Raw genomic sequence first — 17,974 nt, forward strand, 5'->3', positions numbered from 1 at the left:
GATTATCTCCCCTCTCTGTAGCTGTCACCACGCACACCAGAGGTGGATGATGAATTACGGCTGTTTTGGCCTTCGTCAGCCACTGGCATTTGTAAGCCTTCTAAGGTGCTGCGTGAACGAGGCGTTGAACTGCCTTGCTGGCGTTCCATGATCTTATCTAAAGGAAGATACATCATGTTGTTGCCACCTTTACTATCCACAAGGATTTTACTGGTACTACCCAATACTTCTTCCATTGTCTCTATGTAAATACGCTCCCGTGTTACCACAGGCGCTTTTTCGTATTGAGGCAATAACGCTTCAAAGCGAGCAACTTCACCCTGCGCTTCAAGCGTTACACGCTCTTTATATGCCTGCGCTTCTTCGTTCATACGATTAACTTGACCACGAGCACGAGGTTCAATCTCACGTGCGTAGGCTTCGGCTTCTCGAATGAAACGCTGTTCATCTTCCTGTGCTGAAATTGCATCATCAAATGCGTCTTTCACTTGCTCAGGTGGGCGTGCATCACGGAAGTTCATGTCGATAATCGACACCCCCATGTTGTACGGTTCAATAATAGCTTGAAGCTCTTCCCAAACACGTTGGCGAGCCACTTCACGACCGTCGGTAAGCACATCATCCATTGTTGAATGACCTACCACGTAGCGAATTGCACTGTCTAAAGACTGGCTTAAGCTCGTTTCTGGGCTTTCAACAGCAAACGTCCAGCGGTACGGATCTACAACGCGAAATTGCATTTCCATCTGTACGCTAACCACGTTCTCGTCTTCCGTTAGCATAGAGCCTGACGATGATTGGTCGCGAATAGATTGCACATCAACAGGAATAACTCTGTCGATAAACGTTGGTGCCCAACGTAATCCAGGTTCAACTTGCTTAGCGTACTCACCGAAACGTAATACTACGCCTCGCTCAGCTTCACGAATGGTGTAAAAACCGCTTACAGCCCAAATGATCACTACCAAGCCAATTAAAATACCAGCACCGATACCGCCCAAGCTCTTACCTGAGCCTCCGCTACCGCCGCCAGATTTTCCGAACTTACCGAATAAGTTCTTGAATACATCATCTAAATCGGGTGGACCTTGATCACGTCCGCCGCGATTTTTCCACGGGTCGTTATTATTGCCACCCGGCTCATTCCAAGCCATGCTGATACTCCATAGATTACAGTTTTATTTTTGAAATTCGCATGCATTGCCGTGCTAAAAATTAGCAGCGGTTAATGTCGCACAACATACTCTGATATTCCGTTTTCTAAACGCTTTTCAAGTCTGTTCCAATCTGCCATTGGCATTCGAACATCTACCACCCAATCACCTTGATTGTCGTATTCTTCACTAGATATACAATTTAATTCAAATAGTACACCACGCAGACTACTTTGTGCTGGGGGTATTTTAAGCGTGTAGTTAACCATACTTTTACTCAAGCACTCTGTTAACGCTTGCCCAAGCAATTCGGTGCCTTCGCCAGTTTGTGCTGATAGCCATACACGGGTAGGAACACCTTCCTCGTTTCTTTCAATACGAGGTTTTATGTCATCTAGTTTATCAATCTTATTACATATTAGTAATTGTTGAATCTCATTAGCGTCGATTTCTTCCAACACATCGTTAACTTCATCGATGGTTTCACGATATTTCGCGTCTGCAATATCCACCACATGGAGCAAAAGATCTGCTTCTTGAGTTTCCTGAAGCGTGGCTTTAAATGCCGCCACAAGGTCGTGTGGGAGATGCCTAATAAAGCCTACCGTATCGGCTAAAATAGCAGGACCTACATCTTTCAAATCTATTTTTCTAAGCGTAGGGTCTAACGTAGCAAACAATTGGTCTGCCGCATATACGTGCGCATCGGTAATAGTATTGAAAAGGGTAGACTTACCAGCATTGGTATAGCCCACTAAGGATACTGTGGGAATTTCAGCACGCTTTCTAGACCTACGTCCTTGTTCGCGCTGCTTTTGTACTTTTTCTAAACGACGAAGAATAGCTTTTATGCGCCCACGAAGTAATCGGCGGTCAGTTTCAAGCTGAGTTTCACCCGGCCCACGTAAACCTATTCCACCTTTTTGGCGCTCTAAGTGAGTCCAACCTCGTATAAGGCGGGTAGAGATGTGACGCAATTGAGCGAGTTCAACCTGAAGCTTACCTTCATGTGTTCTTGCTCTTTGCGCAAATATATCGAGAATAAGCCCGGTTCTATCTAGCACTCTACATTGACAAACCGCTTCTAAGTTTCGCTCTTGCGAGGGCGACAAACTATGGTTAAAGATGACGACATTAGCGTCGTGCGCTTTAACTGCTGCTGCGATTTCTTCCGCTTTACCCGAACCCACAAAGAATTTAGCTTGGGGTGCACTTCGTGAAGTTGTGATAACTTCTACCGCGTTTACACCCGCAGAAGACACAAGCAATTCGAGCTCGGCTAAATCTTCTTTGCTGTTTTCATCAGTAAAATTAACATGAACTAGTACAGCCTGTTCACCGGCTTCATAACGGTCAAACAAGCGCGTTACCTTTTAATTTATTCAGCTTTAGTATTTTCAGATTCTCCTGTAGCACTCGGCATAGTAATAGCGCGAGCGGGAACAACGGTGGAAATAGCGTGCTTATACACCATTTGGCTTACTGTATTTTTAAGTAGAATCACGAACTGATCAAATGATTCAACTTGTCCCTGTAATTTAATGCCGTTTACCAGATAAATAGATACTGGAATACGCTCCTTGCGTAATGCATTTAAGAATGGGTCTTGTAAAGACTGCCCTTTAGCCATTTGATATCCTTAGTTTTTATTATTAGTGGCCCTTACTCATGGCCACTGCACGTCTAATGTATACCACACTCAACTTATTCAAGTGTGACTTTCGCTGTAATTTTAGTCAAATTATCTTTACAAAATGTGTCTAGCCAAGTGAGATTTTCCCACCCCCTAAGCCACGTAAGCTGCCGCTTAGCAAGTTGCCTAGTAGCGATAATGCCCCTTCCGCGCATTTGCTCGTAGGACAATTGGCCCTCTAAGTATTGCCACATTTGCCTATAGCCAACTGAACGAATTGACGGTAAATCTTCGTGAAGATCGCCCCGCTCAAACAGTCGTCTAACTTCTTGTTCAAATCCATCTTCTAGCATCATGTCAAATCGCTGAGCAATTCGCTCATGCAAGACGCTTCTATCTTCTGGAGCAATAGCAAATTGGCTAATATCGTAGGGGCAAGGACTGCCTTTCTCGTTTTGCCAGTCTGTTAGCGTTTTGCCCGTTCCACGAAATACTTCTAAAGCTCTGGTTAATCTTTGAGGGTCGTTAGGGTGAATTCTGTCACCACTAATGGGATCCACTCGGCAAAGTTCGTCGTGCAATTTTTGCCAACCGGAAGCTTCTGCTTCACTGGCTATTTCGCTGCGTATCTTTTCATCTGACTTAGGTAGTGGCGAAATTCCATTTATCAAGGCATTAAAGTACATCATTGTACCCCCAGCCAATATTGGTACCCTATTTCGACTATGAATCTCTTCTATAAGCCTAACCGCATCGTTACAAAACTGTGAAACAGAGTAACTTTCTGCTGGGTCAATAATATCAATAAGATGATGAGGAACTAACGATTTCTCAGCAGCCGTAGGTTTCGCCGTACCTATATCCATATTAGTGTAGACCAAAGCTGAATCGACGCTGATAATTTCACAGTCCATTTTTTCAGCCAGCGACAGTGACAAACCCGTCTTACCTGACGCCGTCGGCCCCATTATGGAAATAACAGGTAATTGAGACTCATGCTGAGACGATGCAGATTTTATGCCATCAACCATGGTTATTTCCCCATGTTGAAATCAGGCCTTCTAACGAGCGCACTTTACCAAATCGCTCTATACATTCCCATTGTTTCACGTCGTTTTTCTCATCCAACCAGTGCCACAATTGTGCGCATAATATTTCGTCCAAATCTTGGTCGTCAGATAAAACTAATTCATAGCGCTTATCATCATCTGCAACGTCACTCTCTAACAGCCTTTCAAACCAACGTATCCAAGGGAAGTGCCTTGTTCCTGCGGGTACCTGCTGCAATCTGTACTTGCCAGCCACTTGATTAATTTCAAAGTTGAGCGCGTTAAGCACCTCAATTTTTTCAGGCTCTACGTGGGCAACTTCAAGCGCCACTGGCATTAGCAAAGGTTGTGAATGTTCAGCCGTTTCAAATACATCTTGTAAATACACGTTCGCGAAAGATTTTACATCCAGCAGGTAAACATTTTCATTGCGTACGTAAATTCTACAATATGAGTTTAGTGCAATATGCTGACTTTGCTCACGCTCTGTTGACGATAGCGTGTCGCTATTTGGCGTCATCAAACGATTAAAATTAGATTGATAAGCGGCGGTTGGCGCTTTCGATTGTCTATGCCCCGATAAACCCGATAAAGAAGCGCCACCTGAGGCACCTAAACCCGATTGCGATGACGAGGCCGGAGAATGACTTAAAGGACGTATATAGTCATGACTTTGCTGCGGTGGATTAAATTTCACTGGTTCATCAAAGCGCTCAGCATCACCGTGGTGTTGAGTTTCACTCTCATTGGTAATTGAGTGCAATGCATCACATACTGTCTTACAAATAAAATCATGTACCAAGCGCCCTTGCTGAAAGCGAACTTCGTGCTTTGCCGGATGTACGTTCACGTCCACGTCTTTGGGATCGAGTGTCAGATAAACAACAAAAGAAGGCTGCTCTAGTACGCCCCATACACTTTCGTAAGCTTGCCTAATAGCGTGCATAATTAACTTATCGCGCATACCGCGCCCATTTACAAAGCTAAACTGGCAATCGTTACTGCTGCGCAGCATTACTTCGCTGCCTAGCCACGCATTCATGGTAATCCCTTCGTATTCCACATTGATATGTACAGCGTTATCAATGAATTTTTGCCCTACTACAGCGGCAATACGAGGGGCTAGTGAGCCATGTTTATCGGCAATATAGCGCTTAGTCGTCTTGCCGTTATGTTTCAGAATAAAACTAGCATGGGGGTAACTAAGGGCTATGCGCTTCACCACATCTTCAATGTGTTGAAACTCTGTTTTTTCGGCGCGCAGAAACTTGCGCCTTGCCGGCGTATTGTAAAAAAGGTCAGCTACATCAATGGTGGTTCCTTTGGGATGAGCAGCTGGCTGAATATTAACGGCCATTTCCCGACCTTCGCAGTAGGCCTGCCACGCTTCGTTTTGTGATTCGGTTTTAGAGGTTAGCGTTAAACGGCTAACCGAACTGATACTCGCGAGCGCTTCCCCACGAAAGCCTAAAGATAAGATTCGCTCTAAATCATCTAATGTTGATATTTTACTAGTGGCGTGACGGCTTAACGCAAGCTGTAATTCGTCTTTAGCAATGCCACCGCCGTTGTCTTTTAAACGAATGCGCTTATGGCCACCTTTCTCAATATCTATTTCTATTTTATCGGCGCCTGCATCTAGGCTATTTTCTAGTAACTCTTTAACCACAGACGCAGGGCGTTCAACCACTTCCCCTGCGGCAATCTGGTTGGCCAATTGTGGCGATAATAATTGTATAGACAAAAGAAACTCGTAGGTAGAATTTGATTAACGCGATGTCAGGATCTTGGAATAGTAAGTACTTGCCCTATTCTGACCACATCACTATTTAAATTATTGGCAGCTTTTAAGCGGCTAACGTTCACATTGTAGCGCTGAGCAAGGAGCGAAAGCGACTCTCCACTTCTTACAGTATGGGTTCGACTATCAGCACGTTCAAGTGCCCATAATGTACCATCTGGGGGAACTTGCTTAAAATAGCGTTTTGCTGCGGTAAACATGGCTTTCGCCAGCTTTTCTCTGTGTTTACCCCAGTTAAGGTTTTTCTCTTCTTGCGGGTTTGAAATGAACCCGACTTCAACCAAAATAGATGGAATATCTGGCGCTGTGAGTACAGCAAAACTGGCTGCTTGAGGTGCACGCTTATGCAAAGAAGTCACCTGCTTCATTTCCTCAATCACTTTGTTTCCTAAGTCATGACTGGTGGCCATACTGTGATCCATCGATAAACCAAGAATGGTTTCCGCCAGATAACGCTCGTTCGATTTATCACTGATCACTTCCGCAGCACCACCAAGTAATTCAGAGTGACGTTCTGATTTTTCTAGCCAGCGACCTAGTTCTGTATCGGCACGGCGCATCGACAGCACCCACACAGAGCCCCCTTTAGGTTGTGGTTGGCTAAATGCGTCGGCGTGAATAGATATTAATAAATCGGCTTTTTGCTTGCGAGCGAGTTCTGGGCGCTTGTTTGGCGATACATAGTAATCACCGCTGCGAGTCATTATGGCCCGCATACCACGCTCACCATTAATCATGGCTTCAAGTTTTTTGGCTATGCTTAATGTAATGTGCTTTTCATATGTACCGGCGGGCCCTATGGAACCTGGATCTTCACCACCGTGGCCCGCATCAATGGCAACAATAATGTCTCGGTTTCTATGGCTACTCGAACCATCCAATACGACAGAAGACGTCGAAGCATTTGACGGTGACTTGTTAGATGCGGAAGTACTTGAACTGCTTGGGCTCGCAGCTGGCGCACCACTGTCTTTCAAATCAATAACTAGCCTGTGACCGTAAGATTTGGTGGGTGTCATTGCAAATAAAGACGGCGATGCTGCACGATTTAATTCTATAACCACCCGCGCAGATTGTTTATTTTTCGGTGTAGAGTAGCGCACCTTGCGCACTAAATCGCCAGAATCAGTCTGTAGGGATAAGGTCTTGCTATCACTCGTATTTGATAAATCGATAACTAGGCGATGTGGATTTTTAAGGGGGAAGTAAGTGAATTCAGGCGCAGACGACATATCGAGTACAATTCGCGTGTTGTCTGGTAAGGGCCAAATTCTTAACCCATCAATTTGATTTTGTGCAGCATGGACAGTTTGTACTACAACCCAAATGCACATAACCGATAGAATTTTACGTACCATGCTTCGCCTTTATTTTGCTTGTTGCTACAAGCTTATAGTCGTTATTGTTTATCAAAGCTCATTATTTATAGCGTTTTACAACCTTGCAGTATCTTTGCGCCTTTCACGCTTGTCGCTTCTACACTGAACTGACGACCAGTTGGCACAATATTTATACTAATCACTATGTCTGGTGATGCCAAGTATTCAGCGCCATTTTCTGACCATTCTATAAGGGTAATGTTTCCTGTGCCGAAATAATCTCGAATACCCATGAACTCAAGCTCTTCTGGGTCGGCTAAACGATACAAGTCAAAATGATAAATTGAGACATTCTCTAATTCGTAAGGTTCCACCAAGGTATAGGTAGGGCTTTTGACATTTCCGTCGTGCCCTAATGCTTGAATGAAATACCGGCTGAAGGTGGTCTTTCCTGCGCCCAAATCGCCGTTTAAAAATATCACGGCATCTATTGGCTGCTGAGCCGCTACGGCATTCGCCAAATCCTTTGCCATTGATGACGTATCTTCAGGCGTTGCAGCAAAAAATGAAGAGTGTGGGTAAGACATCTTTTTAACGTTCCACATGTTCAAACTAAAAGGCTGAAATTGGCATTAAGCCTACACAGCCCATACCAATAGATTTACTGATTAATTAACGCACGTACGGCATCAAATAGATCGCTGGCTATCATACCACGTTGTCCATAAAGCTGGGCAATATCATCGCCCGCTTTAGCATGCAGCACCACACCGTACTTAGCAGCAATATCAACACTAAGGCCTTGCGCCATTAGCGCACCTAATATGCCGCTTAGTACATCACCACTGCCCGCGGTTGCCATACCAGGGTTACCATGGCGACAAACCCACGTTTTCTTTTCGTTGTCGATAAGCGTACCGGCCCCTTTTAAAACACATACTGCATGGTAGCGCTGCGAACATTGCCTAGCGTAATTGAATCGGTCGCTTTCTACATCATCAACCGACACGCCCAGCAATCGGCCAGCTTCTCCCGCATGAGGAGTGAGTACGCAGTGTTCCAGTGTATATGCAGTTGACTGCTTGCATAAAAGATTTAGTGCATCAGCATCAATGACTATAGGTTTGTTTTCACTTTGGCAGTGTTTTAATACAGCGGTAAATACACTTTCTGACCACTCATCCTGACCAAGTCCAGGGCCAATGACTACGCATGACGACCAGGCTAAAGCCTCATCCAAATGGCTTGATGTTACCATCAATTCAGGGCGGCCTGCACTAACTTGAATAGTAGACGCCTCGTGGGTATAAACTCGTACCATTCCGGCACCACTTCGTAGAGCTGCTTCACCGGCTAGCCTTATAGCTCCGGCCGTTCCCCGATTCCCTCCCACACACAACAACCTTCCATAGGTGCCTTTATGGCTGTGCACATCGCGGGGGCCCATACCCTTGAAATGATCAATATTCAATAAAGTCGCGCTGGCTTTTGCTAGTGTTTGAAAGGCCTTTCCTACCCCCAAATCTGCATACACTAATTTACCGCAAGACTGTTTACCTGCACCGGTAACCAAACCCGGTTTGATACCCACAAAAGTAACCGTGACATCCGCTTGTACGCAGCGTCCTAAACTTTGGCCTGTGTTTGCATCTAACCCTGAAGGTACATCAATACTGACCACGGGGGTTGATGAATCATTGATGGCATCGATAACGTCGGCGAACTCATTGCGAATGTAGCTGTTAATTCCTGTACCTAATAGCGCATCGATTACTACGTCTGCTTTTTCAATCAAGGCAACATCGAAAGGTTTTATACTGCCACCAGCATCTACCCACTGTTTTTGTGCAGTGCCCGCGTCGCCGTCTAACACACGGTCTGGCTCAATCGCGCAAACATGCACTTTTTTACCCGCTTTTTTTGCATTTAATGCGGTAATGTAACCGTCGCCAGCATTGTTACCTTGGCCTAGTAGAATTAAATACACATCAGAATTAGCGAACAAACACTGGCACTGTTCAAATACAGCACCCCCGGCGCGCTGCATTAACGTGAACATGTCACAGCCCGACTGAGCAGCCGCTTCGGCTTCATTTTCTCTGACCTGATCGGCCCGAAACAGTTTGTATGATAAACTTGAGGTGAGTTGAGTATCTAGCATAAGTACATGTCCACTATTAATTCTATCGACCTAATTCAATTAACCCAAGATATCAAGGCTTGGGGCCGCACGCTAGGCTTTCAACAAGTTGGTATTAGTGATATTGATTTACATCAGCATGAAGCCCATTTAACGCAATGGTTAGAGAACGGCTATCACGGCGACATGGCTTTTATGGCTAACCATGGCATGAAGCGCGCCCGCCCCGATGAACTTGTGCCAGGCACACTGCGCGTAATTAGTGTGCGTATGAACTACCTTCCGCCTGATGCCTCTTTCGCAAAACATCTAAGTCAACCAGACACAGGTTATATCAGTCGTTATGCACTTGGTCGCGATTATCATAAGGTGCTGCGAAAGCGATTGAAGCAACTGGGTGAAAAAATCACCGGCGCGCTGAGCAACACTGAATACCGCCCTTTTGTCGATTCGGCGCCTGTTTTAGAGCACGCTATTGCAGAAAAAGCAGGAATAGGTTGGACTGGTAAGCACAGCTTGACCATTAATAAAGAGGCAGGGTCTTGGTTCTTTTTAGGTGAGCTTTTTATTAACTTACCCTTACCGATTGATTCACCCCTAGAAGAAGGCTGCGGTACGTGTACGGCATGTTTGACTATATGTCCAACCAACGCCATCGTCGCCCCCTACAAAGTAGATGCTAGACGTTGTATTTCCTATCTTACTATTGAATCAGATAAAGATATTCCCGAGGATCTTCGCCCTTTAATGGGTAATCGAATTTATGGTTGCGACGATTGCCAGCTTATTTGCCCATGGAATCGTTATGCTGATATTACTGAAGAAGAAGACTTTCACCCCAGAAAGGTTTTGCATGGACAGAGCCTAACAACGCTCTTTTCATGGGACGAAGCTACCTTTTTGAACAACACAGAAGGGTCGCCTATTCGACGGATTGGATTTGAAAAATGGCAACGTAATATTGCCGTCGCATTGGGAAATGCCAACTACAGCGACAAAACTGTTAATGCCCTTCAGACAAACCTTGGAAAAGTGAGCGATAAAGTGGACCGACACATTTCGTGGGCATTAGCACAACAAGAAAATAAAAAAGCGGGTTTAGCATTAGAAGAGAAAGCAAACAGACAACAAAAAAGATTAACCCGAGCAGTAGAGAAAGGGTTACCACGAGACGCTTAACAAAACCAAAGTACTCGTTAAATAAAGCCTGGTTTATTAGATCTGACTAGGTCGTTGCATCGCTGATAAGCACGGGCCTAGAAGAAAACTTAACACCAATTTGGGGGTTTCCCTCTTCGATATTGCTCACTTCAAGCATTTCACCAAAATGCCACCACGACTGCGCTTTTAAGTCGTTAAGCATTCGTTTGAACCCCGCATGACTGCCAGAGTATTCCCCAGTAAACTCACATTCTGTTTGCGTGCATTCAAACGTATTCAGGGTAAGTTTTTGCCCACTCGGGTGAAACGCTAAAAATTCCGTTATTTCGTTTTGAACCTGAAGGTCTGAAAGTGCCTCATTCGTAGTAAGTGTGTGAGCACCTTCAGAGGTCTGTACGTGTGCTTCACCAGACATTTGAGGGGTAGCTTTAATCACCCTGAGGTTACTACTTGCAGTGGTGCGCGAACGCTCCAGCACAGTATTCAAACGCTCTTTTTCCACGTTGGAACTAGCCAACTTACCGTGGTAAAAGCCGAACTGATAACCTGTCACGGCAATAAAGAGGATGAGTACAATAACAACCCAGGGTTTCATGATTTCCTTACCAGCTTGCTGGCGAGTCGTAGCTAATTATTTAGCTACGAATATGACTACTTATGATAAGGCGCACTGAGTTCGTGAACTGAATTCACAAACACACCTGCATTTTCTGGTGGTACATCTAAGTGAATACCATGACCTAGATTGAATACATGGCCAGATCCTTCGCCATAGCCCGATAAGATAGTGCCAACTTCTTCACGAATTCTTTCAGGCGAGGCATAAAGCATGGAAGGGTCCATATTGCCTTGTAACGCTACCTTGTCGCCAATGCGCGCACGGGCTTCTGCGATATCAATAGTCCAATCAAGGCCTACTGCATCGCAACCAGTAGCCGCAATTGACTCTAACCACATGCCGCCGTTTTTAGTAAACAAAGTAACCGGTACTTTTCTGCCATCGGCTTCACGGGTAAGTCCATCAACAATACGCGCCATATATTGCAATGAAAAGTCTTTATAATCACGTGGTGACAACACACCGCCCCAAGTATCGAAAATCATGACTGATTGCGCACCTGCAGCTATTTGGGCATTAAGGTATTCCGTGACGGAATCGGCCAGCTTCTCTAATAGAGCATGCAATATAGCGGGTTCAGCAAACGCCATTTTTTTGATTTTAGTAAAGGCCTTACTCGAGCCACCTTCTACCATATAAGTAGCGAGCGTCCATGGGCTGCCAGAAAAACCAATTAACGGCACGTCGCCATTTAGTTCACGACGGATGGTGCGCACTGCATTCATTACATACTGCAGCTCGCCTTCTGGGTCTGGCAAACCGATTTTATCTACGTCGGCTTTGCACGTAATCGGCTTTTTAAAACGCGGGCCTTCGCCGGTTTCGAAATAAAGCTCTAAGCCCATTGCATCAGGAATCGTTAGAATGTCTGAAAATAAAATAGCAGCATCTAAGGGAAAACGACGAAGCGGCTGTAAAGTAACCTCACAGGCAAGCTCGGCATTTTTGCACAAAGACATAAAGTCGCCAGCAACGGCACGGGTTGCTTTGTATTCAGGTAAATAGCGGCCAGCTTGTCGCATCATCCATACAGGTGTGACATCGACAGGTTGCTTTGATAACGCCCGTAGGTAACGATCATTCTTTAAAGCGGGTTTAGCAGCACTGGTAGCTTTTTGCGACATATATTCACCTGAAATTAGAAAAATAAAACGGCGAAATTATACCAGCATTCGTTTCATTTTGTGCTAAAAAGCTGTCTTAATTTGGCAACTTGCGATACTTACACCTAATAATACGACGAACAATACTTGAAAAAGGGGCTTGCACTACTAGTAAGTGTTTGCTACTAATATATACAGCTACGACAAAGAAGCCCGCAAAGGGACCGTGCTAAACTCATTGAAACCCTGCTTCGGCAGGGTTTTTTATTTGTCTGCTAATTGCGACAGGGTTTTGGCGATGAGTTGCCCTGCAATCGAAAATGGCGGTGGAATGGTTGGCAGTGCATCCACACTAAACCACTGAGCATCATCAATTTCATTTTCCTGGCACCGAATTTCACCACTTTCATATTCAGCAATAAAGCCAACCATTATAGAATGCGGGAATGGCCAGGGCTGGCTATCGATGTAACGTAAGTTCTTTACTTTTACCCCCACCTCTTCAAATACTTCCCGATGGACGGCTTCTTCTAAGCTTTCGCCGCTTTCGACAAATCCAGCAAGAGTAGAATACATATTTGCCTCTTTGTGCCTAACCCCTTTTGCCAATAGCAACTTTTCATTGTTGTGTATTGAAACAATAATGCAAGGCGATACACGGGGGTAACTTCTGTGATGGCAGCGATGGCATTGCACGGCCATTTCCCAATTTACTCTTTCGGTATGCGAACCACATTGGCCACAAAATTGATGCGTTCTTAAAAAATGGACATATTGCCAGGCCCTACCTACGACTGAAAAACCGATATCTTGTTGCTCGAACAATAAATGGCGTAATGACACCGAGTCCCATTGCTCATCTTCTATTGTTTCAGCACCGAGATCGACGACAAAGACGGGGGGACTTTTCTGAACAGATTCATGTAGTGGGGGGAGTTGATGAACCTCTTCGCGGTAATTTTCGAGAAAGGTAAATTCATTAATATGCGCTAAAGGAACATTTATTTCGCCTTTACGAATGACAATCCGACCTTTGGTAAAAATGATCCACTGTCCAATCTCAGTCTCGATTTCACTATTGCTGCGCTTTATCATCATAAAACTGTTATCCACCCATTAAAGATATACAAGATAAGATAACATATATTTAATTACGACAACTCAGTGGGTTCAATTTGTGTCGTATAGGCTGAGTGTTATACTAGGGTAGAATGCTGGAAAATAGCAGGTGCTGAATTAAAGAAAGCGCTGATTGAAAGGATCATGAAATGTTACAGCAGTTAGAAAAGGTAAAAGTTAAATGGGGTGGCAAAAGTGACACTGTCGATAATTGGCTGTTAGCCAGACAGTCACTGCTTGTGTCCTATTGCCATTTAGCCGGTTTAGACCAGCAAGGCGAGTCATTACCTGAAGCAAATGACATCGCTAATTTTTGTGAAAACCTAATGGATTACCTTTCCGCTGGGCACTTCGAGGTCTTTGATATGTTGGTTGACGATGAAGCAGAGGGTAAAGCGTTAAAGCAGCGTCTTTACCCAAAACTTACGCAAACCACCGACTCAGCCTTACAATTTAATGATAAATTCGCAGAGGCATTTACTATTGAACAAGCGGCCGTTTTTGACAGTGAGCTTGCGAATATTGGTGAAACTCTTGAAGAGCGCTTTGCTTTAGAGGACCAATTAATTGCACACATGTACGCCAACGTAGAGTAAATAAAGCGGGTAAACATCTGTCATTAATGACGTCATTACCAATATAATTAGTAAAATAGCCACGGTAGCAATAAATGAATAAAGCCACGCTTATCCACAAAGCTCGCGCATACTGCGAGCAAAGAGGCGCTAGATTTACCCCTCTTCGAGAGAAAGTGTACGAAATATTAGTCGCTAAGCATGGCCCAATGGGGGCCTATGAATTGCTAGATGCGCTAAAAGAGACTGAATCCGGTGCAAAACCTGCCACCGTTTACCGAGCCCTCGATTTTTTACTCGATTTCGGTTTTATTCATCGCCTTGAGTCGACCAATGCATTCGTAGCCTGTTATCATTTTGGTTGCAACCACCCTGTACAGTTTCTTATTTGCGACAGTTGTGGTGACGTTGCAGAGATACAGTCTGAAGGTTTGAAAGAAACATTAGATAGTCAGGCAGAGGCCAACGGCTTCAAAGTATCGAAACAAACAATAGAGGCGCATGGTCTTTGTGCTGATTGTCAACAAACGGAAAATACCGTTGCAAAGGAGCACACTCATGAATGCTGAGTTCGTTAATCCGTTTATTTCTGGTTTACTCAATGTATTAGAAACCATGGCGCAAACCAAACTTACGCCTGGTAAACCCAAACGCAAGCAAGGCGATGTAGCTAAAGGCGATGTGTCTGGGTTGATTGGCATGGTAGGCCCAAGTGTGCGTGGCTCTATGTCTATTACCTTTGAAGAATCTCTTGCCCTTACCATTATGGAACGCATGGTTGGCGAACGCCCTGAAAAACTCGATGCAGAAGTTGGCGATATGGTTGGCGAAGTCACTAACATGATATGCGGAGCGGCAAAACGCGATCTTGCAGATCGCGGATTTGAGTTTGGAATGGCGACACCTATTGTTGTGTCTGGTAAGCAGCACACCATTAGTCATCAGGTCAGCGGCGCGAAAATCATCCTTCCGTTCATGTGCGATGAAGGATTGGCGCATTTAGAGATCTGCTTTGACAAATAATTCCTGGTACTCTGAAAAAATTACACTACCTGAATTTCCTCGTGGCTTTCATCTAGTAACAGAGTATATAATTAGCGCTTTACCCATGCTGCAACATATTGAGGTAGGTCTTCTTCATTTATGGCTTAAGCACACCAGTGCTAGTCTTACAATAAATGAAAATGCAGATCCGACTGTTAGGTCGGATATGGAGGCCTTCTTTAACTATAGTGTAAAAGAAAACTTGCCCTTTTTCAGGCATACTTACGAAGGTAGTGATGATATGCCGGCTCACTTGAAATCAAGTCTGCTGGGGTGTCAGATTTCAATACCGGTGGAGAAAGGGAGGCTACAACTTGGTACTTGGCAGGGCATTATGCTAGGCGAGCACCGAGATATTGGCGGCCAACGAACGATTATTGCCACATTACAAGGGCTTGCGACATCGCCTATATAACAAAATGGCATATTAATTGCTTAGTACAACTAAGCACAAGCTAGAATTATCATAAATCGATAATCACTCAACGTTTAACAGGATGTGACTATGAAAAAACACTTTAAACTAGCGGCACTTTCGCTTGCCGTACTTTCATCAACTGCCTTTGCACAAGATTCTTCTGAGCCAGAATATAAGAGTTGGTTCGGTGCTTCAGGCATGTATTACAACACTGACGTAGCTCGCCCTTTCGCTGATGGTGTTGTTGACGATAATGGTCAGGGTGTATCACTTGAGTATGGTTTTCGCTTCACTCAAAGCTGGGCCGCTCGCGTAGAATTTACTGCGTTACAACTTGATTATACAACAAACGCGAATACTTCCGCTGACGATGAAGGTGAGATGACCGGCGTTGATGTAATGTACTTTATGCCAGATGACCAATGGTACCTATTTGGTGGTGTTAAGCGCCAAGCAGTACTTGAATCAACTACACTTGGAAACATCGGTATTGGTAAGCACTGGGATCTATTCGAAAATGCTAAAGTAATTACTGAAATCGCAACTTATCACGACTTTGGTGAAGATTATAACGATTACAGCGTAAAAGTTGGTATCGCTATTCCTTTCGGCAAATCATCTACATCTTCTGCACCTAAAGATGCTGATAACGATGGCGTAATTGACAGCGTTGACCAATGTCCTATGACACCAGCAGGTGTTCGTGTTGACGCAACTGGCTGTAGCGTTGACAACGACAACGATGGCGTGCTTAACAGTGTAGACCAGTGCCCTAACACTCCAGCAGGTACTGCTGTTGATGCTAAAGGTTGTGCACTTAAAGATGCTGACAACGACGGTGTTGTAGATTCGAAAGACATGTGCCCAGACACAGCTGCAGGCGTTAAAGTTGACGCTAAAGGTTGTACAGTGTTTGACGAAGAAACAGTAGAGATTACACTACGCGTTCTTTTCGACAACGAGAGCTCTGTTGTTAAAGCGCCTCGTGACCCAGAAATCTCTGAATTTGCTGAATTCATGAAGCAGTACACTAACACTACTGCGGTAATTGAAGGTCACACTTCTGCACCAGGTTCTGAAGCATACAACATGGATCTTTCAGAAGACCGTGCTGCATCTTTCAAAGAAGTAATGGTAGACATGTACGATATCGACGCTAGCCGTTTAGAAACTGTTGGTTACGGTGAGACTCGTTTACTAGATACAGCTAAAAATGCCGAAGCACATCGTGTTAACCGTCGCATCTCTGTGACTGTTAAAGATACTGTTAAGGTTCCTGAAGAGAAGTAAGCTTCTTTCAGACACAAAAAAGGCGCCTGATTGGCGCCTTTTTTATTGCTCGTTATTTCTGCTCACTTCAACACTTAGCTTTATCACCGCGAATTGATAGCAAACGCTTATATGTGCTTAATATTCGTCAGGCATTGCTGGACCGGCATAATTGTCAAAACGAGAGAACTGACCTTGGAAGGTAAGACGACTGGTTCCGATAGGACCATTACGCTGTTTACCTATAATAATCTCTGCTACGCCCTTCTCTTCACTGTTCTCATGATAAACCTCATCACGATAGATAAACATAATAAGGTCGGCATCCTGCTCGATAGAGCCCGACTCACGCAAGTCTGAGTTTACTGGGCGTTTATCTGCTCGTTGCTCTAGACTTCGGTTAAGCTGCGATAGGGCAACTACTGGCACTTCTAATTCTTTTGCCAATGCTTTGAGTGAGCGAGAAATTTCAGCAATTTCCAAGGTTCTGTTGTCACTGAGTGAGGGCACACGCATAAGTTGAAGGTAATCAATCATGATCAAGCTTATACCACCACGTTCGCGAGCGAGTTTACGCGCTCGGCTTCTCACATCCATGGGGGTAAGGCCAGATGAATCATCAACAAATAATCTGTCTTTGTCTTTGAGCATCGCCATGGTGTTGGAAATGCGTGCCCAATCTTCGTCATCCAACTGAGCGGTACGAATTTTGGTTTGATCCACTCGACTAAGCGATGCCAGCATACGCATCATGATTTGTTCAGAAGGCATCTCTAAACTAAACACTAATACCGGTTTTTCCTCGGACATCATGGCATTTTCAACCAAGTTCATCGCAAAGGTGGTTTTACCCATTGAGGGACGAGCCGCCACGATAATTAAGTCTGAAGGCTGTAGACCACTGGTCTTTTTATCTAAGTCGGTGAAACCTGTAGTAACACCGGTCACTTCTTTATTGGTTTTCACCAAGACTTCAAGACGGTCGATGGTTTTACCCAGCACCGCTTCTACATCCCGGGGACCTTCATTTTCACCGGTGCGACGCTCTGCAATTTCAAATACTTTGCTTTCAGCTAAGTCGAGGATGTCTGCGCTGTCACGGCCTTCGGGATTATACCCGACTTCTGCAATTTCATGAGCTACACCAATAAGCTCCCGTGTAATTGCACGTTCACTTATAATCTGTGCATATGACACCACGTTCGCAGAACTTGGCGTATTTTTAGCGAGTTCACCGAGATAAGCGAAACCACCAGCGTTTTCAAGTTCATCGTGCTTTTCAAGCTCTTCTGAAACGGTGATGAGGTCGACCGGTGCGCTTCTATTTAGCAAACGCGTAATGGCGCTATAAATGGTTTGATGCGAGCGGTTGTAAAAGTCGGTATCAGTAACAAGCTCCGCTACTTTGTCCCAACTTTCTGGATCAATAAGCATACTGCCAAGAACAGACTGTTCGGCCTCAATACTATGAGGAGGAACTTTCAACTTCTCTACATTATTATCGCCTTTTGGAGGGGATACCACTTACACTACCTACTCTGTTTACTTGAAGCACGGCCCACTATTATGC

The 17,974-nt window shown here is 44.6% G+C and carries 18 protein-coding genes; 6 read left to right on the forward strand and 12 right to left on the reverse strand.

Annotated elements, in window-relative coordinates; all coding sequences use genetic code 11:
* Positions 1-2: 2 nt before the first annotated feature.
* The 8 genes from hflK to ALT761_RS18600 all read right to left on the reverse strand — a co-directional run bounded on the left by hflK (position 3) and on the right by ALT761_RS18600 (position 9,117).
* Positions 3-1,154 carry an FtsH protease activity modulator HflK gene (gene hflK, locus ALT761_RS18565; protein ID WP_013786371.1) on the reverse strand — a complete coding sequence of 384 codons (1,152 nt, stop codon included), beginning with the start codon at positions 1,152-1,154 and terminating at the stop codon, positions 3-5.
* A 71-nt stretch (positions 1,155-1,225) separates the two neighbouring features.
* Positions 1,226-2,515 carry a ribosome rescue GTPase HflX gene (hflX, locus tag ALT761_RS18570; RefSeq protein ID WP_126873300.1) on the reverse strand — a complete coding sequence of 430 codons (1,290 nt, stop codon included), beginning with the start codon at positions 2,513-2,515 and terminating at the stop codon, positions 1,226-1,228.
* A 17-nt stretch (positions 2,516-2,532) separates the two neighbouring features.
* On the reverse strand, positions 2,533-2,784 hold the full coding sequence (hfq, locus tag ALT761_RS18575) for an RNA chaperone Hfq (RefSeq protein WP_013786373.1): 252 nt from the start codon (positions 2,782-2,784) through the stop codon (positions 2,533-2,535).
* Positions 2,785-2,858: 74 nt separating this feature from the next.
* Entirely contained in the window at positions 2,859-3,818 is a 960-nt protein-coding gene (miaA, locus tag ALT761_RS18580) for a tRNA (adenosine(37)-N6)-dimethylallyltransferase MiaA (RefSeq protein WP_129740291.1), read from the reverse strand.
* Complete coding sequence (gene mutL / locus ALT761_RS18585) at positions 3,811-5,580, reverse strand: DNA mismatch repair endonuclease MutL (protein ID WP_129740292.1); 1,770 nt, start codon at positions 5,578-5,580, stop codon at positions 3,811-3,813. The genes miaA and mutL overlap by 8 nt, the downstream gene beginning before the upstream one ends.
* 35 nt (positions 5,581-5,615) lie before the next feature.
* A complete protein-coding gene (locus tag ALT761_RS18590) occupies positions 5,616-6,995 on the reverse strand; it encodes an N-acetylmuramoyl-L-alanine amidase (RefSeq protein WP_129740293.1) in 1,380 nt (459 codons plus the stop codon).
* 65 nt (positions 6,996-7,060) lie between these two features.
* Positions 7,061-7,543, reverse strand: a complete 483-nt coding sequence (tsaE, locus tag ALT761_RS18595; protein ID WP_129740294.1) for a tRNA (adenosine(37)-N6)-threonylcarbamoyltransferase complex ATPase subunit type 1 TsaE — start codon at positions 7,541-7,543, stop codon at positions 7,061-7,063.
* Between the two features lie 74 nt (positions 7,544-7,617).
* Positions 7,618-9,117 (reverse strand): NAD(P)H-hydrate dehydratase, encoded by a 1,500-nt coding sequence (locus tag ALT761_RS18600; RefSeq protein WP_129740295.1) that lies wholly within the window; start codon positions 9,115-9,117, stop codon positions 7,618-7,620.
* Between the two features lie 6 nt (positions 9,118-9,123).
* Here ALT761_RS18600 and queG point away from each other — a divergent pair, with 6 nt between their 5' ends.
* Positions 9,124-10,275 carry a tRNA epoxyqueuosine(34) reductase QueG gene (gene queG / locus ALT761_RS18605; RefSeq protein ID WP_129740296.1) on the forward strand — a complete coding sequence of 384 codons (1,152 nt, stop codon included), beginning with the start codon at positions 9,124-9,126 and terminating at the stop codon, positions 10,273-10,275.
* Between the two features lie 46 nt (positions 10,276-10,321).
* Here queG and ALT761_RS18610 read toward each other — a convergent pair whose 3' ends face one another.
* The 3 genes from ALT761_RS18610 to nudC form a co-directional block, all read right to left on the reverse strand.
* Complete coding sequence (locus tag ALT761_RS18610; RefSeq protein WP_129740297.1) at positions 10,322-10,852, reverse strand: hypothetical protein; 531 nt, start codon at positions 10,850-10,852, stop codon at positions 10,322-10,324.
* A 56-nt stretch (positions 10,853-10,908) separates the two neighbouring features.
* A complete protein-coding gene (gene hemE, locus ALT761_RS18615) occupies positions 10,909-12,000 on the reverse strand; it encodes a uroporphyrinogen decarboxylase (RefSeq protein WP_013786381.1) in 1,092 nt (363 codons plus the stop codon).
* 243 nt (positions 12,001-12,243) lie between these two features.
* Positions 12,244-13,077 (reverse strand): NAD(+) diphosphatase, encoded by an 834-nt coding sequence (gene nudC / locus ALT761_RS18620; RefSeq protein ID WP_129740298.1) that lies wholly within the window; start codon positions 13,075-13,077, stop codon positions 12,244-12,246.
* A gap of 170 nt (positions 13,078-13,247) precedes the next feature.
* Here nudC and rsd point away from each other — a divergent pair, with 170 nt between their 5' ends.
* From rsd to ALT761_RS18645, 5 genes are all read left to right on the forward strand, one after another.
* On the forward strand, positions 13,248-13,694 hold the full coding sequence (gene rsd / locus ALT761_RS18625) for a sigma D regulator (protein WP_013786383.1): 447 nt from the start codon (positions 13,248-13,250) through the stop codon (positions 13,692-13,694).
* Positions 13,695-13,768: 74 nt separating this feature from the next.
* The gene (locus ALT761_RS18630; RefSeq protein WP_013786384.1) at positions 13,769-14,242 is read left to right on the forward strand and encodes a transcriptional repressor; all 474 of its coding nucleotides are present in this window, start codon (positions 13,769-13,771) and stop codon (positions 14,240-14,242) included.
* Positions 14,232-14,696, forward strand: coding sequence for a chemotaxis protein CheX (locus ALT761_RS18635; protein WP_013786385.1), 465 nt, complete (start codon positions 14,232-14,234; stop codon positions 14,694-14,696). Before ALT761_RS18630 ends, ALT761_RS18635 begins: the two co-directional genes overlap by 11 nt.
* Positions 14,686-15,132 carry a secondary thiamine-phosphate synthase enzyme YjbQ gene (locus ALT761_RS18640; protein ID WP_129740299.1) on the forward strand — a complete coding sequence of 149 codons (447 nt, stop codon included), beginning with the start codon at positions 14,686-14,688 and terminating at the stop codon, positions 15,130-15,132. Before ALT761_RS18635 ends, ALT761_RS18640 begins: the two co-directional genes overlap by 11 nt.
* Positions 15,133-15,222: 90 nt before the next feature.
* Positions 15,223-16,425, forward strand: coding sequence for an OmpA family protein (locus ALT761_RS18645; RefSeq protein WP_129740300.1), 1,203 nt, complete (start codon positions 15,223-15,225; stop codon positions 16,423-16,425).
* 117 nt (positions 16,426-16,542) lie between these two features.
* Here ALT761_RS18645 and dnaB read toward each other — a convergent pair whose 3' ends face one another.
* Complete coding sequence (dnaB, locus tag ALT761_RS18650) at positions 16,543-17,928, reverse strand: replicative DNA helicase (RefSeq protein ID WP_013786388.1); 1,386 nt, start codon at positions 17,926-17,928, stop codon at positions 16,543-16,545.
* Positions 17,929-17,974: the final 46 nt, after the last annotated feature.

Origin of the sequence: Alteromonas sp. 76-1 (genome assembly GCF_900654235.1) — a bacterium.
Classification (GTDB): Bacteria; Pseudomonadota; Gammaproteobacteria; order Enterobacterales; family Alteromonadaceae; genus Alteromonas; species Alteromonas naphthalenivorans.

Coding starts and splice junctions, on each gene's coding strand:
- hflK (WP_013786371.1), bottom strand. CDS start 1,154: ATGGCTTGGAATGAGCCGGGTGGCAATAATAACGACCCGTGGAAAAAT.
- hfq (WP_013786373.1), bottom strand. CDS start 2,784: ATGGCTAAAGGGCAGTCTTTACAAGACCCATTCTTAAATGCATTACGC.
- miaA (WP_129740291.1), bottom strand. CDS start 3,818: ATGGTTGATGGCATAAAATCTGCATCGTCTCAGCATGAGTCTCAATTA.
- ALT761_RS18590 (WP_129740293.1), bottom strand. CDS start 6,995: ATGGTACGTAAAATTCTATCGGTTATGTGCATTTGGGTTGTAGTACAA.
- tsaE (WP_129740294.1), bottom strand. CDS start 7,543: ATGTCTTACCCACACTCTTCATTTTTTGCTGCAACGCCTGAAGATACG.
- ALT761_RS18600 (WP_129740295.1), bottom strand. CDS start 9,117: ATGCTAGATACTCAACTCACCTCAAGTTTATCATACAAACTGTTTCGG.
- queG (WP_129740296.1), top strand. CDS start 9,124: ATGTCCACTATTAATTCTATCGACCTAATTCAATTAACCCAAGATATC.
- ALT761_RS18610 (WP_129740297.1), bottom strand. CDS start 10,852: ATGAAACCCTGGGTTGTTATTGTACTCATCCTCTTTATTGCCGTGACA.
- hemE (WP_013786381.1), bottom strand. CDS start 12,000: ATGTCGCAAAAAGCTACCAGTGCTGCTAAACCCGCTTTAAAGAATGAT.
- nudC (WP_129740298.1), bottom strand. CDS start 13,077: ATGATGATAAAGCGCAGCAATAGTGAAATCGAGACTGAGATTGGACAG.
- rsd (WP_013786383.1), top strand. CDS start 13,248: ATGTTACAGCAGTTAGAAAAGGTAAAAGTTAAATGGGGTGGCAAAAGT.
- ALT761_RS18630 (WP_013786384.1), top strand. CDS start 13,769: ATGAATAAAGCCACGCTTATCCACAAAGCTCGCGCATACTGCGAGCAA.
- ALT761_RS18635 (WP_013786385.1), top strand. CDS start 14,232: ATGAATGCTGAGTTCGTTAATCCGTTTATTTCTGGTTTACTCAATGTA.
- ALT761_RS18645 (WP_129740300.1), top strand. CDS start 15,223: ATGAAAAAACACTTTAAACTAGCGGCACTTTCGCTTGCCGTACTTTCA.